Here is a 15,003-nt window from a genome sequence, read left to right on the forward strand (position 1 = left end):
GCCCAGTTCACTTTTGCCGAATCGAGCGAAATTGATCGAACCGGCGCTAGGGCTCGAGCAACTCGGCGTGAGAATATTCGTTGCGGCCCGCACCGACGAGGCGCTTACTGTTCAAACGGCGTCGTGAACGACACTGGTTTGCCGGCGGCGCGCGCGTACGCGATCTCTCGGCGCGTGGACTCACCGATGTATCGCGAGGGTTGACGACCAGAACCCGATCGGCGAGGTCGATCTTGCGCAGATGGAGCGCGTCGAGCAGGATCTTCTGCTCGACAGAGACCGCCTCGTCTGCTTCAACCGGCGCGACGACGATCACGCCCGCGAACGTCAGGTCGCGGTTCGCCTCCCGCATCTCTTCAGCGAATCGCGCAGAGCCGCAGATACAGACAATCTCAGGTCGATCGGGCACGGTTCAGTCCCTCATCGACGCGAGAGCCCGCGGCCACACCAGTCTCGTCAGATATCTTCGGCAACGCACCCCAACTGTCAGTGAACGAAGTCCAGAGCTTCCTTGATCCACGCGTTGAATTCGACGTTCGAACTCGTCCCGGTTCGGTCGACGACGATCCATCCCTTGCTCATCGGCTTACCCCGCATCTCGGGCCAGCTTGCACCCTTGTGCGTCAGAAGCTCGTCGACTCGATCGGGGTCACACCGAACCATGATGTTGCCGTGTGAGTTCGCACTGGCGGCCAGCTTCCCGTTCACCATGAAGCTCAGCCCACCGAACATCTTTACTTCCTCGACGTCGTCCTCGCCCGAGAGCGCATCGCGGATACGCTCAGCCAGCGCTTTGTCGTATGCCATGGAGGCCTCCTGGGGTGGAGTTCCAGGTTAGATCAGATGGCGCAGGTACGTGTGCGGGTCGTGAAGGAACCGCTGCCAGTTCGACACCAGATCGAGGTCCTCCCAGCTCGAGGCTCGGATTCCCCATTCACCGATCTCGAGCAGGTTGGCGTTCGGCAGCGCCGCGATGATCGGCGAGTGCGTCGCGATCACCGCCTGCGCGCCGGATTCCACCAACTCGCCGAGCAGCGCCGCCAGTGTCAGGGTCCCCTGGAAGGAGAGTGCGGCATCGGGTTCGTCGATGAGATAGAAGCCGCCGTCGGCGGTCCTCGACGACAGGATCTCGAGCAGCGCCTCACCGTGGGAGAGGTGATGGTAAAGCGGTTCAGGTCGCTTGGGATTGGGGTTGTCCTCCAAGTACGTGTACAAACCGTGCAGGGTTTCGTCTCGGAGGTAGTACGCCCACTTCGATGCTCCGGGACTCCGCTCGATCACAAGGTCGAGGCCGCCCGGTTCACTCGATCGAGTCTGATGCCGCGTATTGGTCGACCCGCCTTCGGCGTTGAGACCGAGAACGGCGGCAATAATTTCGATGACGGTCGACTTTCCCGCTCCGTTTTCGCCGACCAGAATGGTGACACCCGGTGGAAGCTCGAGACCGTGCTGAACGATCTGCGCGACTGCAGGCACCGTCAGCGGCCAGCTGCCTACGTCGGCGCCCGACGATGGCCCGGCCTTGATGCGGCGGATGGGTTGTCTCTGCACGGCCATACGTTCTCACAAGGCTCCGACGAGAACGGACGTTAGTGGCGCTGCGCGAGCAATTCGACGATCCGAGCCACGAGATCGAGAGGGATCGGTTTGTTCAGCGGGAACTTCACCGTTGATTTCGCAGCCCGGTAAGGGTCGACGGACTTCTCGAACTCGGCGTCACCCGCCGGGAGCGGGTACATCGAGATGTGGTTTTTCCAGCCTGCGAAGTGAATCAGGTTCTTTCCGTTCACCGTCATGGTCGGCATCTGATAGCTGATGGTCTCATCGAGGCCTGAAACCGTGTTGTGAATCGTCTCGCGGATACTCTCGAGGGCTGGTTGCACGTCGGTGGGAAACGAAGCGATGTATTCGTTGATCGTCGCGAATTCGGCCATGCGCGGATCATAATCGCAGCCGGATTCATTTGGTCCGCCAGAAATCGGGGCGGCTGCCGTCCGCGTCGGTGAACCCGTATTCCGTTCCGAGTTCGCCTGAACTGACCGATCGCTGATTCCATCGCTGTCGATTCGGATCGGCAGCGATGGCCGCGATCGCACGTCCGATGAATCTCGGTGACTCGGAGCGTGCGAAATCCGCGGGCGCAGTCGGACCATCCCGCTCCGGCAACAAAGCGTCACGCCAATTCGATTCGCCGACACCAAAATTCTCGAGCATCATCTCCGATCGCAGGAACCCGGGAGTGATGGCGACGGCAGTACAGCCGAACGGGGCAAGTTCGTGGCCTTGCGAAAATGCGAGCCTGTTCACGGACACCTTGGCCAAGTCGTAGAACACCGAGATGCGATAGTTCGATGCGTTGTATTCGGTAGTGCCATCGGTTATTTCGGCGACCAGTCCGCCTGGCCGATCAGTCATGAGCGGCAGGAGGTGGTGCGACGTGGTGATGTGGGTGTCGATCGCCAGACGCAAGATGTGAAACCCCTTGTCCAGATCGTGTTCCCATACCGGCGTGTTCCACTCCGCCGGCCCACCCTTGAGTAATTCCGCGCCCCAGATGTCGTTGACCAAGATGTCGATATGGTGATAGTCGATTCGCAAGCGTTCGGCGAGATCAGCCACTTGTTTGCTCTTGAGATGATCGACGGCAATCGGCACGCCGACGCCGCCCAGTTCGGTGACCAACTCTGCCGTCTCTTCGATGGTCTCTCCGCGCGGATAGTCCGACTGAAGAATTCCGGCAGATGTGCTCCGGCCAGTGCAGATGACGGTTGCACCGGCCTCGCCCAAGGCCGCGGCGATTCCGCGTCCGGCGCCCCTCGTCGCCCCGGCAACTACAGCCACTCGCCCGCGAAGTGCGTCCGGATTCGGTGTCCACGACATTGTTCGATTGTTCTCGCCTGGATTGCTTCGTTCAAGAGTGAACGCGATCTGCGGAACCGAACCTTACTTCGCGGCGTCCAAGGTAGTAATCATTCGGATGAAGGAGGCAGGGGGAGAGATGAATCGTTGTGTGGGGCGCAGTGCTGGTTGGAGAAACGGGATCTCGGGATTGAGTTCCGTTCCGTCAAAAGGAAATTCGCATCGGATCCGGACTCGGCGGGTAGTCGAAAGTCGCCACGGTGAGGAAGTCGTCGACGTACCACCAAGCCGGGAATCGCCGGAAGACGATTCCCGACCGGTGTGAAATCAGATCTGTGAAATCAGATCTGTGAAATCAGATCAGGGAAGCTGCGAGGCAGCGTCCGAATCGAGGAACCAACGTGTCGCAACCAAACCGGTGGCGCCGGCGGACGGCCAGTCGTCGGCCGAAGCACCTCCGACGGCTTTGGCAACGGCCTCGGCCTTTGCAGCACCCGAGACGAGCAGCCAGACCTCTTTGGCTCGCCGAACAGCAGGCAACGTGAGGGTGATCCGCACCGGTGGCGGCTTGGGGGAGTCCGTCACCGCGACTACGAAACGCGCTTCTTCGCGAACAGCGTCGGTGTGCGGGAACAACGAGTTGACGTGTCCTTCGCCGCCCATACCGAGCAGGTGCACGTCGAACGTCGGAACCTGATTCCCGTGTGCCTGAGCGCCCAGCAGTTGTTCGTACGCCGTCGCCGCCCCGTGTGGATCACCGTCGTAGATACCGTCGGATGCGGCCATCGCATGTACCCTGTCGGGATCGACCGGCACATGATCGAGAAGCGCCTCACGTGCTTGCACTTCGTTCCGCTCGGGATCGCCGGACGGCAGGAACCGTTCGTCGCCCCAGTACAGATCGATCTGCGACCAGTCGATGTCGCCGGGAGCTTCACGCAACTTCTCGAGAAGTGCGATGCCGGTTCCGCCACCGGTCAGCACGATGGACGCAAACCCGCGAGCCTTCTGGGCATCGACGATGGTCGTGACCAGCCGTGCGGCGGCAGCGTCGACAAGTTGGCCGGCGTCGGAAAACTTCTCCACGACAACATCACTCATAGGTCACCTTCTCCAATCCGGCCAGAGCTTCTTCGTAGATCTCGTCCGGATCGAGCCGACGCAATTCCTCGGCGAGGCAATCGCGTGTCTCTCGACGACCCAGAGAAACCAGCGCGTCAGGCTGACCGGTGCGGATCAACGTAGCGGTCGTGCCCTCCTGCGGACGACTGATGGAGATACTGCGGGTCTCGAGCTTCAACTCGACCGTCAGCTCACCCGTACGTCGAATGACCGGACCGTCGATCTTGGCTGCCAACCAACCGGCGAGAATATCCAGTGCCGGTTCGGTTTTGAGACCGGAGACCACCGCTGAGGTGATCTTCTCGTGCGGCGGCTGATCGAGAGCCGACGCGAGGAGCGCGCGCCAGTAGGTGACGCGACTCCAAGCGAGATCGGTATCGCCGGCGGTGTACGACGCGAGTCGCCCCTTGATGGTGGCGGTCGGATCGGGGGCGCCGGTGGCATCGGTGATGCGCCGTATCGCGAGCTTCCCGACGGGATCCTTGGCTGGAATCTCGGGTGCCTCGAGGGGCCACCACGCGACTACCGGTGTATCGGGGAGCAGGAACGGGATGACGACGCTGCTCTCGTGGTCCGCCAGGGGACCGTAGAGACGCAGCACGACAACCTCCGAGGCGCCGGCGTCCCCGCCGACACGGATCTGAGCATCGAGCCTGGGCTCACTCTGCTCGTCGCCACGCAGGAGCACGATGACGCGGCAAGGGTGCTCGCGGCTTGCTTCGTTGGCGGCCTCGATGGCTTCCTCGGCATTCCCGGTGTCCCTGGTGCAGACGACGAGCGTCAGCACTCGCCCCAAGGTGACAGCGCCGCCGGTCTTACGCACCTCGACCAGTTTCTTGCTGACCTGGACCGTGGTGGTGGAGGGCAAATCGAGAATCACTAGGGTCGCCTCCATTCGCGTCCGGTGCGTTGCATCATTTCGTCCGCAGACGGTGGTCCCCACGTTCCGGCCTCGTAGGGTTCCGGCTTGCCGCCGGCTGCCCAGTGTTCGAGGACGGGATCGAGGATTTCCCAAGACAATTCGACTTCGGCGTTGACCGGGAAGAGTGACGGCTCACCGAGCAACACGTCGAGAATGAGTCGCTCGTACGCCTCCGGTGACGACTCGGTGAAAGCCTGGCCGTACGAGAAGTCCATGTTGACGTCACGGACTTCCATGCTCGATCCGGGAACCTTCGAACCGAACCGCATGGTGACACCCTCGTCGGGCTGCACGCGGATGACCAGAGCGTTCTGGCCGAGGTCTTCGGTCATCGTCTTGTCGAACGGTAGGTGCGGTGCACGTTTGAACACCACCGCGATCTCGGTGACACGGCGTCCGAGTCGTTTGCCCGTGCGCAGGTAGAACGGCACACCCGCCCAGCGGCGGGTGTCGACCTCGAGGGTGATGGCGGCAAAGGTCTCCGTGATGGAGTCCGCTGCGAAGCCGTCTTCTTCGAGGAGCCCGACCACCGGCAGCCCACCCTGCCAGCCGCCCGCGTACTGGCCGCGTGCGGTGGTCTCGTCGAGGGGCTCGGCAAGGCGAGTGGCCGAGAGGACCTTGATCTTCTCCGCCTGCAGATTGAGCGGCTCGAAGCTGATGGGTTCTTCCATCGCCGTGAACGCGAGCAACTGCAGCAGGTGGTTCTGGATCACGTCACGGGCCGCGCCGATGCCGTCGTAGTACCCGGCGCGTCCACCGAGGCCGATGTCCTCGGCCATCGTGATCTGAACGTGGTCGACGTAGTGCGCGTTCCAGATCGGATCGAACAACTGGTTCGCGAAGCGCAGAGCCAGAATGTTCTGGACGGTTTCCTTACCGAGGTAGTGGTCGATACGGAAGACCGTGTCCTCGGGGAACACCTTGTTGACGACGGCGTTCAGTTCGCGAGCGCTCTCGAGGTCGTGGCCGAACGGCTTCTCGATGACGACTCGTCGCCACTGACCGTCCTCGGCCTGCGCGAGGCCCGACGCCGACAGTTGCTCGAGCACCTGAGGAAACGCGTTGGGCGGAATCGCAAGGTAGAAACCGTGATTGCCGCCGATACCACGTTCGTTGTCGAGCGTGGCCAACGTGTCGGACAGGTTCTGGAAGGCCTCGGCCTCGTCGAAACTGCCCTCCACGAACCGGATACCTTCGGCGAGCCTCTCCCAGACGTCCTGACGGAACTTGGTGCGAGCGCCGTCCTTGACTGCTTCGAGGACGACGTTCGCGAAGTCCTCGTCCGTCCAGTCACGCCGGGCGAACCCGACCAAAGCGAATCCGGGCGGCAACAGTCCACGGTTGGCGAGGTCGTAGATGGCGGGCATGAGCTTGCGCCTGGCAAGGTCGCCGGTAACACCGAAAATCACCAGGGCGCAGGGCCCCGCAATGTGCGGAAGCCGTTTGTCGGTGCTGTCCCGAAGGGGATTCACCCAATCTGATGCCGCCGCGGAATCGCTCACAGGCTCAGCTCTTCTGGGTTGCTGCGCGGAGCTGCTCGGCGGTTGCGTCGAGCAACTCGTTCCAGGACACCTCGAACTTGTCGACGCCCTCTGTCTCGAGGACCTTGAACACGTCCGCAAGATCGATGCCGACTGCAGCGAGCTGATCGAAGACCGCCTGTGACTCCTGAGCTGTGCCCGAGATCGTGTCGCCGGTGATCTCGCCATGGTCGGCGAGAGCGTCGAGCGTCTTCTCCGGCATGGTGTTGACCGTGTTCGGCGCAACCAACTCGGTGACGTAGAGAGTGTCGGGGTAATCCGGGTTCTTCACGCCGGTCGACGCCCACAGCGGACGCTGAGCCTTGGCGCCGTCGGCCAGAAGAGCCTGGAAGCGCGGCTGCACCTCGAAGATCTGCTGGTACGCGTTGTACGCCAGACGTGCGTTTGCGAGTGCAGCCTTGCCACGAAGCTCGAGGGCTTCCGGCGTGCCGATTGCCGTGAGGCGGTTGTCGATCTCGGAATCCACGCGGGAGACGAAGAACGAGGCGACCGACTCGATGGACGAGATGTCGCGGCCGGCAGCCTTGGCGGTGTCCAGACCTTCCAGGTATGCGCCCATGACTGCCTCGTAGCGCTCGACCGAGAAGATCAAGGTGACGTTGACGCTGATGCCCTCACCGATCACCTTGGCGATGGCGGGAATGCCTGCCAGCGTCGCGGGAATCTTGATCAGGACGTTCGGGCGATCGACGATCTTGTGCAGCTCGATCGCCTGCGCGACGGTGGCGTCGGTGTCGTGTGCCAGGCGAGGATCGACTTCGATGGACACGCGGCCGTCGACGCCGTTCGAGACCTCGAACTGCGGAGCCAGGATGTCGCACGCAGCACGCACGTCGTCGGTGGTCACCGCGGTGATGGTGGCGTCGACATCGGCGCCGCGCTGTGCGAGCTCACGGACCTGAGCGTCGTACGCCGATCCCTTGGACAGTGCCGCCTGGAAGATCGACGGGTTGGTCGTGACACCCACGATCGACTTCGTGTCGATGAGGTTCTGCAGGTTGCCGGACTGGATGCGATCCCGCGAGAGGTCGTCGAGCCAGATGGAAACGCCTGCAGCGGAGAGCTTTTCGGTATTCACGTTCTGTGTCATCGAGATCATCCCTTCACAGCTGCGAGGGAGCGCTGCGCGGCTTCGACAGTCGCGTCGGCAGTGATGCCGAACTCCCGGAACAAGGTCTTGTAATCGGCGGAAGCGCCGTAGTGCTCGAGCGAGACGGCCTGACCGGCGTCGCCGAGGATGCGCCACCACGGCATCGCGATGCCGGCTTCGACGGACACACGCGCGCGCACGGCGGGCGGAATGACCTCGTCGCGGTACGCCTGATCCTGCTCGAGGAACCAATCGAGGCACGGCACGGAAACAACGCGTGTTGCGACGCCCTGAGCTTCGAGGATTTCGCGAGCCTCGGTGGCCAGATGCAGTTCGGAACCGGTCGCCAGCAAGATGACCTCGGGCGAACCGTTGGCTGCGTCGACGAGGACGTAAGCGCCGCGCTTGACACCCTCGGCAGCCTTCTCCTTGGTGCCTTCGAGAACCGGGATGTCCTGGCGAGTGAGTGCCAGAGCCGTCGGGCCCGTCTTGTTCTCGAGTGCTGCCTGCCATGCGAACGAGGTCTCGTTGGCGTCACCCGGGCGGACGACGGCGAGGTTCGGGATCGCACGAAGAGCAGCGAGGTGCTCGACCGGCTGGTGAGTCGGGCCGTCTTCGCCGAGGCCGATGGAGTCGTGGGTCCAGACGTAGGTGACGGCAGTCTTCATCAGTGCGGCCAGGCGAACCGCCGGACGCATGTAGTCGGAGAAGACCATGAAGGTTCCGCCGTACGGGCGGGTCGGGCCGTGAAGCGCGATGCCGTTGAGGATCGAGCCCATCGCGTGCTCGCGGATGCCGAAGTGGAGCGTGCGGCCGTAAGGCTGCGCATTCCAGTCGTTGGTGGAGATGGAGAACGGGCCGAACGAATCTGCGCCCTTGATGGTGGTGTTGTTGCTGCCGGCGAGGTCGGCGGAGCCGCCCCACAGCTCGGGCAGGATCGGTCCGAGCGCGTTGAGTGCCGAACCGGAGGCCTTGCGAGTCGCAACGCCCTTGGCGTCGGCCTCGTAGGTCGGGAGAGCGTCGGCCCAGCCGGCGGGGAACTCACCGGCGAACAGGCGGTCGAAGAGTTCCTTGCGCTCGGTCTCACGTGCAGCCCACGCGTCGAACTCGACCTGCCATGCCTTGCGTGCGTCGGCGCCGCGGGAGACGACCTCACGGGCGTGAGCCAGAGCGTCGGCGTCGACGTCGAAGGACTTGGCCGGATCGAAGCCGAGGGCTTCCTTGACCGCTGCAACTTCGTCGGCACCGAGAGCGGAGCCGTGGACGTCGCCGGTGTTCATCTTCTTCGGAGCCGGGAAACCGATGATGGTGCGGAGCAAGATGATGGAGGGACGATCGACGACGGCCTTGGCCGCGGCAACCGCGTCGAGGATGCCGGAGACGTTCTCGCCACCTTCGACGTGCTGAACGTGCCAGCCGTATGCCTCGTATCGCTTTCCGACGTCTTCGCCGAGAGCGATGGTGGTGTCGTGCTCGATGGAGATCTTGTTGTCGTCGTAGAAGACGATGAGGTTGCCCAGTTCCTGGACACCGGCGAGAGACGAGGCCTCGGACGTAACGCCTTCTTCGATGTCACCGTCGGACGCGATCACGTAGATGTGATGGTCGAAGGGGGAGGAGCCGACCGGGGTCTCCGGATCGAACAACCCACGCTCACGACGCGCAGCCATCGCCATACCGACTGCGGACGCAAGGCCCTGGCCCAGCGGACCGGTGGTCATCTCGACGCCGACGGTGTGGCCGACCTCGGGGTGGCCGGGGGTCAGTGCGCCCCACGTGCGGAGAGCTTCGAGGTCAGCGAGCTCGAGACCGTAGCCCGACAGGTAGAGCTGGGTGTACAGCGTCAAGGATGAATGGCCACAGGAGAGAACGAAGCGGTCACGGCCGACCCATTCTGCATCCGAAGGATCGTGGCGCATGACGCGCTGGAAGAGGGTGTATGCCAACGGCGCCAAGCTCATTGCAGTTCCGGGATGGCCGTTGCCGACCTTCTGAACCGCGTCGGCGGCGAGCACGCGGGCGGTATCGACAGCCTTGGTGTCCAGGTCGGTCCAGTCCGAGGGGTGGACGGGTTGCGTGAGGACGTGGATCTCGTCTGTGATCGACACTGGCAGATGTCTCCTGACATGGTGTACGTGGATTGCGAGGGTGGGGTGTCCCTCCACTGCGTAACCCAGCCTAATGGTCCTGGCTGTCCGGGTCGATTCGGTTCCTCAATGGCTGCGGTCTACCATCGTTCGTAGTAGAGAACAGTGTCAGCAGTGTGTCGTGAAGAGTTAGTGCGGTAACGCGTGGTGCAAGGAGAGAACGTGCGGACAGGGCAACAGCCGAGCGGACATGGCTTCGGCAGCCCAGGTGCCGCCCCGCGGGCGACCAATACCGATACGGTGTGGGGTCGCGCAACGGGCAAGGTTCTGGCTTATATCGCGCTCACGAAGCCGCGAGTGATCGAATTGCTGTTGGTGGCAACCATTCCGGCAATGCTGCTGGCCGATCGCGGAACAGTCGACATCGTTCTGATCCTCAGCACCCTCTTCGGTGGCTGGATGGGCGCGGCGAGTGCGAACTCGCTCAACTGCGTCGTCGACGCCGACATCGACAAGGTCATGAAGCGCACGGCGAAGCGTCCGCTGGCCCGCGAGGCGGTGCCGACGCGCAACGCGCTCGTCTTCGGGCTCCTTCTCGGACTCGCGTCGTTCCTGTGGCTGTGGTGGCGAGCCAACCTCCTAGCCGGCATCCTCGTCGTGATCACGATCGCGTTCTACGTCCTCATCTACACGATGGTTCTCAAGCGTCGTACCTGGCAGAACGTCATCTGGGGTGGCGCAGCCGGATGTATGCCCGTCCTCGTGGGCTGGGCAGCTGTCACCGGTTCACTGAGCTGGCAGCCCGTCGTGCTGTTCCTGATCATCTTCTTCTGGACGCCGCCGCACACCTGGGCGCTGGCGATGCGATACAAAGAGGACTACAAAGCTGCCGGTGTTCCCATGCTTCCGGTGATCGCCACCGAAGAGCACGTCACCAAGCAGATCCTGTTCTACAGCTGGGCAATGGTCGTCACGACGCTTGTCCTCGTGCCCGCATCGGGAGTCATCTACGCCGCCATCACCATCGTTGCCGGTGCGTGGTTCCTGCTCATGGCACATCAGCTGTACCGCAGCGTTCGCGGTGGTGCTCAGGTCAAACCGCTCCGCCTGTTCCTGCAGTCCAACAACTATCTTGCGATCGTGTTCGTCGGCCTCGCTGTCGACTCGGTTCTCGGACTGCAGACGATCAGCGACATGCTGAGCTGATTCTGCTGTGCGCCTTTATTAACCGCGGGCGGTTAATAAAGGCGCACAGCACTTCGCTAGGGAATCAGAACGATCGACCCGGTCGTTGCTCTACCTTCCAGATCCCGATGGGCTGTTGCCGCGTCGGCGAGGGGATACTCGGCGCCGACGCGAATATCGAGTTTCCCGGCTGCAATGGCGTCGAAGACATCGCCGGCACGCCAGGTCAGTTCCTCTCGAGTGCGAATGTGATGCGCGAGCGTCGGACGCGTCAGGAACAGCGAACCCGACGAATTGAGCCGCTGCGGATCGACAGGCGGAACCGGTCCACTGGCCGCACCGAACAAAGCGACCGTGCCGCGGATGCGCACGGAAGCCAAGCTCGAATCAAAAGTTGTCGCGCCGACGCCGTCGTATGCCGCCGCTACTCCTTCGCCGCCGGTCAACTCCCGGACTCGCGCTGCGATGTCCTCGTCGTACCGCAGAACCTCCGAGGCACCCGCGCCGCGCGAGAGTTCTTCCTTTGCATCCGATGACACAGTCGTGATGACCTTCGCCCCGAGGCTGACGGCCATCTGCGTCAGGATCAACCCGACGCCGCCCGCGCCTGCGTGCACGAGCACGGTGTCGCCGCTCTGGATCGGATACGTCGACTTCGCGAGGTAGTGCGCCGTCATCCCCTGCAGGAGCGCCGACGCTGCGGCCGATGCCGGGACACCGTCAGGCACTTTCACGGCGACTGCGGCGGGAACAGCCACCTTCTCGGCATAGCTGCCAGTGGCAGCGGCCCACGCGACCCGGTCGCCCACGGAGAATTCGGAGACGTCGGAGCCGACAGCTTCGACGACACCGCTGCCCTCGTCGCCGGGAATGTAGGGGAGCGGACGCTTGTACTGGCCCATTCGGAAGTACGTGTCGATGAAATTGATGCCGATCGCTTCGGTCTTGACGAGTAGATCGCCTGGGCCGGGTGTCGGTTCGGGTTGTTCGGTCAGAGTCAGAACGTCTGGTCCGCCGGTCTCGGTCACGTAGATGGCTCGCATGGTTTCTGTTCTACACCCGAGGCGGCCGACGCTCAGTCCATGCCTGGTGTCGCTTCCGGGCTACCGACCAGTATTGTCGAGTCATGAGCACCGATACCGAGAAGTCGGACGCCACCCCGTCCGCGCCGGAACTGCCGAAGTCCACGGTGAACGCCATCACCAAGTTCGTCGCCGAGCACGGCGGCTCCGCCAGCGCCGTCATCCAGCCGGTCGGCCTGGCCGGCGTTCGCATCACCCTCGTAGGTGCCGACGGCATCCTCGGTGATCAGGTCGTCGAGGACCTCGCCACGGCAAACGCGGTCGTCGCGTCCTTCGACAACGTCACCGTCGCCGAGTGGGAGCGCGAACTGACGAGCATCGTCACCCCGCAGGAAGGCCATTTCAAGAAGATGGCCGGTTGGGTCGCCAACCAGACTCGGTTCCCGAAAGCTCGCAACGAATCCTGAAATGACGTGTGGGGCGTAGGAACACCTTTTGGTGTTCCTACGCCCCACACGTGTCTTGAAGCGTCAGACAGCTGGTATCGGCGAATTGGTCGGCGTGTACTGGCGGGTCTTACCCGCAGCCCAAACTGCTGCGGTCGCAGCCGTGCACAGTCCTGCACCGGCGACGTGCATGATCACCAGAACTTCCGGCACATCGGTGAAGTACTGCACGACACCGATGAGCGACTGCGCGAGGATCAGTCCCAGCAGGACCTTCAGACGGATCTTCACGGCTGCGGATGTCCCGACCGCATACAGGCCGAAGGTCAGACCCACGACCAGCGCGAGATATCCGACCAGAAGCTGTGAGTGCAGATGGACGAGCGTCACGATCTCGATCTCCAGGCGAGGCACCGTCCGGTCCAGTCCCTTGTCGCCGGCGTGCGGGCCTGCGCCCGTTACGAGAGTTCCAGCGACCAAAACGCCGGCGAGCGCGACACCTGACAGCGCGGTAAGCCAGCGCAACGGCTTCGGCATCACGACCAGAGTTGTTGCTTCGTCGGGTTCCGCGATCTTCGCGTACATCACCGTGGCAACCCAGACCATCAGCATCGACGCAACCAGGTGAATGGCGACCGTCCACCACAGCAAGCCTGTGAGGACGGTGATACCGCCGATCACTGCCTGAACGACAGTGCCGAGCGGCATCATCCAGGCGTAGACAAGCACCTCTTTGCGTCGGCGAGCGCGAGTCACCGCAAGCACGATCGCAGCGGCGACGATGACGACCAGGAAGGTCAGCAGGCGGTTGCCGAACTCGACGGCTTGGTGAATCACCGCGACCTGTCCGTGGCCGACCGGGACGAAGCTACCGGGGAAGCACTGCGGCCACGTCGGGCAACCGAGTCCCGAGTCCGTCACGCGCACCACCGCGCCGGTGACAGCGATGCCGCCCTGCGTCAGGATCACGATGAACGCGATGATCTTCTGCGTTTTCAGCGAGGGGAGAGGTAGTCGATCCACCAAGCGTAAAAATCCGGCATACACACGATTCACCACGCCAACGATCGTAGTTCCCCATCAACTACACAGTGTCGTTGGGGCCAGCTCGCTCCGCGCCTGCCCCGCGTCGTTGGGGCCAGCTCGCTCCGCGCCTGCCCCGCGTCGTTGGGGCCAGCTCGCTCCGCGCCTGCCCCGCGTCGTTGGGGCCAGCTCGCTCCGCGCCTGCCCCGCGTCGTTGGGGCCAGCTCGCTCCGCGCCTGCCCCGACTCGACGAGACCAGAACTGCGCAGCCGTGGGGCCAGCTCGCGTCAGTTCGCGCGAACTCGCACGATTCCCGAGATCGTTCCCTGGAAGTACTCGCCCGACTCGGTGATGAGTGCAGACATCTGAAGGGTGTCGTTGAGGATCGTCGACGGCAGCGGAGTCGAACCGATCTGCGACCCGTCCTTCGAGTCGATCACCGCGAAGGAGTAACCGTCCAGCGGAGAGGTGTTCGGAGCACCGTCTCGTGTCACGGTGTAGATCGAGCCGTCAGCCGTCGAGAGGTGGGGTACCGCGGAGCTGCGAATCGTGTTGTCCCACACGACATGGCAGCCGACCGGATCGATGTCGACGCGCGTCATCCCGCCGTTGAAGGGTGCCGTGGCGGGGACCGCTGGACCGGCACCTTCAGGAGTCGTGGGGTACGGGTATCCGTAGGTGCCGGCGACGTAGACGGAATGACCGATGCCGACGGGGGAGTTCTCGCTGCCGCTCGGTGAGCCGTCCTGGCTGGCAGCGGACAACACCGGCTGCGTGCACACCTCGGCGCCCGTGTCAGCACGATAGACATGCAAGCTTACTGTCGGGTGGGCGTTGTCGACGATGGTCAAGAAATCGCTGCCCGTCGACGGGCCGAAGTATGTCGGCGTCGATCCGGTTCCCCAGCTGAGCTGACCCGGATTACGGGCCGGCCCGCGGTCGTACGGCTGACGCCAGTCGATGACGACCTCGTCGCCATTTCGCTTCAGTTGGTAGAGCGCGTGGGTCGTTGCGACGGCAGTGCCCGTCGGGGAGGTGGAGATGCTGTTCTGCACCTGTTCACCTTCGGGGAGCGCAATGCTGTGCGCGATTCGATCCGCGCCGACATACCCGACGGTGCCGTGCCCGGTGGCGAACCAGACATTGCCTTCCCAGTCCGGAGCGAGGCCGGTGACGTTGTCGTCGGCGGCTACCGCACCACTGAGATCGACTACATCCGCGAGTTCCAGCCGCCAACTGCCGTCCGGATTCTGCGCATGGGAAATGCGGACCAGTTGACGGTTTCCGTCGACGGCTACGAGACGGTTCTCGTTGTCGAGGTAGGCGTAGACGCCGCCGAGCAGACTGCCCTTCGCGAGCGGCAGTTGTGCTACGGATCTACCCAACGGCGTGGCGTCGGCCTTCGGATCGATCAAATGGATGGTCGGGATCTGGCCGATCATCGTCGTGCAGAGCGAGACGACCATGCCGTCGGAACCCTGGAGGACCGTCGGGCAGGCGGCCATCATCGGGAAAGCAGTCACCTCGTGGGGGCCGGTTCCTGGACCGGGCAGCGGAGTGACGTCGGACGAGCCCGCGTCACCGTGCATGGTGGAAGTACCGACGGGACCGAGGTACGGATTTGCAGGTGCGAGTGGACCGGACACCGAAGGGGTCGCCGTTGCGGGTCCGGCACACAACATGACTGTTGCGGCCACACAGCCGAC

At 63.4% G+C, this 15,003-nt stretch carries 15 protein-coding genes; 2 read left to right on the forward strand and 13 right to left on the reverse strand.

Annotated elements, in window-relative coordinates:
• Window positions 1-46: 46 nt before the first annotated feature.
• From ASU23_RS23035 to tkt, 10 genes are all read right to left on the reverse strand, one after another.
• Complete coding sequence (locus ASU23_RS23035) at window positions 47-352, reverse strand: hypothetical protein (RefSeq protein WP_253741439.1); 306 nt, start codon at window positions 350-352, stop codon at window positions 47-49.
• 134 nt (window positions 353-486) lie between these two features.
• Window positions 487-807 (reverse strand): TfoX/Sxy family protein, encoded by a 321-nt coding sequence (locus ASU23_RS23040; RefSeq protein WP_003944891.1) that lies wholly within the window; start codon window positions 805-807, stop codon window positions 487-489.
• Window positions 808-834: 27 nt separating this feature from the next.
• The gene (locus tag ASU23_RS23045) at window positions 835-1,557 is read right to left on the reverse strand and encodes an AAA family ATPase (RefSeq protein ID WP_058038769.1); all 723 of its coding nucleotides are present in this window, start codon (window positions 1,555-1,557) and stop codon (window positions 835-837) included.
• A gap of 32 nt (window positions 1,558-1,589) precedes the next feature.
• On the reverse strand, window positions 1,590-1,934 hold the full coding sequence (locus ASU23_RS23050) for an iron chaperone (RefSeq protein WP_058038770.1): 345 nt from the start codon (window positions 1,932-1,934) through the stop codon (window positions 1,590-1,592).
• 25 nt (window positions 1,935-1,959) lie between these two features.
• On the reverse strand, window positions 1,960-2,880 hold the full coding sequence (locus tag ASU23_RS23055; RefSeq protein ID WP_030536406.1) for an SDR family oxidoreductase: 921 nt from the start codon (window positions 2,878-2,880) through the stop codon (window positions 1,960-1,962).
• 339 nt (window positions 2,881-3,219) lie between these two features.
• Entirely contained in the window at window positions 3,220-3,960 is a 741-nt protein-coding gene (gene pgl / locus ASU23_RS23060; RefSeq protein ID WP_030536405.1) for a 6-phosphogluconolactonase, read from the reverse strand.
• Window positions 3,953-4,861 carry a glucose-6-phosphate dehydrogenase assembly protein OpcA gene (gene opcA, locus ASU23_RS23065; protein WP_003944921.1) on the reverse strand — a complete coding sequence of 303 codons (909 nt, stop codon included), beginning with the start codon at window positions 4,859-4,861 and terminating at the stop codon, window positions 3,953-3,955. The genes pgl and opcA overlap by 8 nt, the downstream gene beginning before the upstream one ends.
• Window positions 4,861-6,405 (reverse strand): glucose-6-phosphate dehydrogenase, encoded by a 1,545-nt coding sequence (gene zwf, locus ASU23_RS23070; protein ID WP_003944956.1) that lies wholly within the window; start codon window positions 6,403-6,405, stop codon window positions 4,861-4,863. Before zwf ends, opcA begins: the two co-directional genes overlap by 1 nt.
• 4 nt (window positions 6,406-6,409) lie before the next feature.
• Window positions 6,410-7,534 carry a transaldolase gene (gene tal / locus ASU23_RS23075; RefSeq protein ID WP_058038856.1) on the reverse strand — a complete coding sequence of 375 codons (1,125 nt, stop codon included), beginning with the start codon at window positions 7,532-7,534 and terminating at the stop codon, window positions 6,410-6,412.
• A gap of 5 nt (window positions 7,535-7,539) precedes the next feature.
• Window positions 7,540-9,642, reverse strand: a complete 2,103-nt coding sequence (gene tkt, locus ASU23_RS23080) for a transketolase (protein ID WP_058038771.1) — start codon at window positions 9,640-9,642, stop codon at window positions 7,540-7,542.
• A gap of 201 nt (window positions 9,643-9,843) precedes the next feature.
• Here tkt and ASU23_RS23085 point away from each other — a divergent pair, with 201 nt between their 5' ends.
• Window positions 9,844-10,827 (forward strand): heme o synthase, encoded by a 984-nt coding sequence (locus tag ASU23_RS23085; RefSeq protein ID WP_003944994.1) that lies wholly within the window; start codon window positions 9,844-9,846, stop codon window positions 10,825-10,827.
• 56 nt (window positions 10,828-10,883) lie between these two features.
• On the opposite strand, the gene ASU23_RS23090 is transcribed toward ASU23_RS23085, so the two are convergent.
• Window positions 10,884-11,849, reverse strand: coding sequence for a quinone oxidoreductase (locus ASU23_RS23090; protein WP_058038772.1), 966 nt, complete (start codon window positions 11,847-11,849; stop codon window positions 10,884-10,886).
• A gap of 83 nt (window positions 11,850-11,932) precedes the next feature.
• On the opposite strand from ASU23_RS23090, the gene ASU23_RS23095 reads away from it, so the two are divergent.
• A complete protein-coding gene (locus ASU23_RS23095) occupies window positions 11,933-12,295 on the forward strand; it encodes a hypothetical protein (protein ID WP_003945032.1) in 363 nt (120 codons plus the stop codon).
• Between the two features lie 63 nt (window positions 12,296-12,358).
• Here ASU23_RS23095 and ASU23_RS23100 read toward each other — a convergent pair whose 3' ends face one another.
• Together ASU23_RS23100 and ASU23_RS23105 are read right to left on the reverse strand one after the other, a co-directional pair.
• Entirely contained in the window at window positions 12,359-13,333 is a 975-nt protein-coding gene (locus tag ASU23_RS23100; RefSeq protein ID WP_021332987.1) for a heme A synthase, read from the reverse strand.
• A 251-nt stretch (window positions 13,334-13,584) separates the two neighbouring features.
• Complete coding sequence (locus tag ASU23_RS23105; RefSeq protein WP_233405710.1) at window positions 13,585-14,979, reverse strand: hypothetical protein; 1,395 nt, start codon at window positions 14,977-14,979, stop codon at window positions 13,585-13,587.
• Window positions 14,980-15,003: the final 24 nt, after the last annotated feature.

It is taken from the genome of Rhodococcus sp. KB6 (assembly GCF_001445685.1).
GTDB lineage: Bacteria > Actinomycetota > Actinomycetes > Mycobacteriales > Mycobacteriaceae > Rhodococcus_F > Rhodococcus_F qingshengii.

Coding starts and splice junctions, on each gene's coding strand:
- ASU23_RS23035 (WP_253741439.1), bottom strand. CDS start 352: ATGCGGGAGGCGAACCGCGACCTGACGTTCGCGGGCGTGATCGTCGTC.
- ASU23_RS23105 (WP_233405710.1), bottom strand. CDS start 14,979: ATGTTGTGTGCCGGACCCGCAACGGCGACCCCTTCGGTGTCCGGTCCA.
- ASU23_RS23045 (WP_058038769.1), bottom strand. CDS start 1,557: ATGGCCGTGCAGAGACAACCCATCCGCCGCATCAAGGCCGGGCCATCG.
- pgl (WP_030536405.1), bottom strand. CDS start 3,960: ATGAGTGATGTTGTCGTGGAGAAGTTTTCCGACGCCGGCCAACTTGTC.
- ASU23_RS23090 (WP_058038772.1), bottom strand. CDS start 11,849: ATGCGAGCCATCTACGTGACCGAGACCGGCGGACCAGACGTTCTGACT.
- ASU23_RS23055 (WP_030536406.1), bottom strand. CDS start 2,880: ATGTCGTGGACACCGAATCCGGACGCACTTCGCGGGCGAGTGGCTGTA.
- ASU23_RS23050 (WP_058038770.1), bottom strand. CDS start 1,934: ATGGCCGAATTCGCGACGATCAACGAATACATCGCTTCGTTTCCCACC.
- tal (WP_058038856.1), bottom strand. CDS start 7,534: ATGACACAGAACGTGAATACCGAAAAGCTCTCCGCTGCAGGCGTTTCC.
- ASU23_RS23040 (WP_003944891.1), bottom strand. CDS start 807: ATGGCATACGACAAAGCGCTGGCTGAGCGTATCCGCGATGCGCTCTCG.
- ASU23_RS23095 (WP_003945032.1), top strand. CDS start 11,933: ATGAGCACCGATACCGAGAAGTCGGACGCCACCCCGTCCGCGCCGGAA.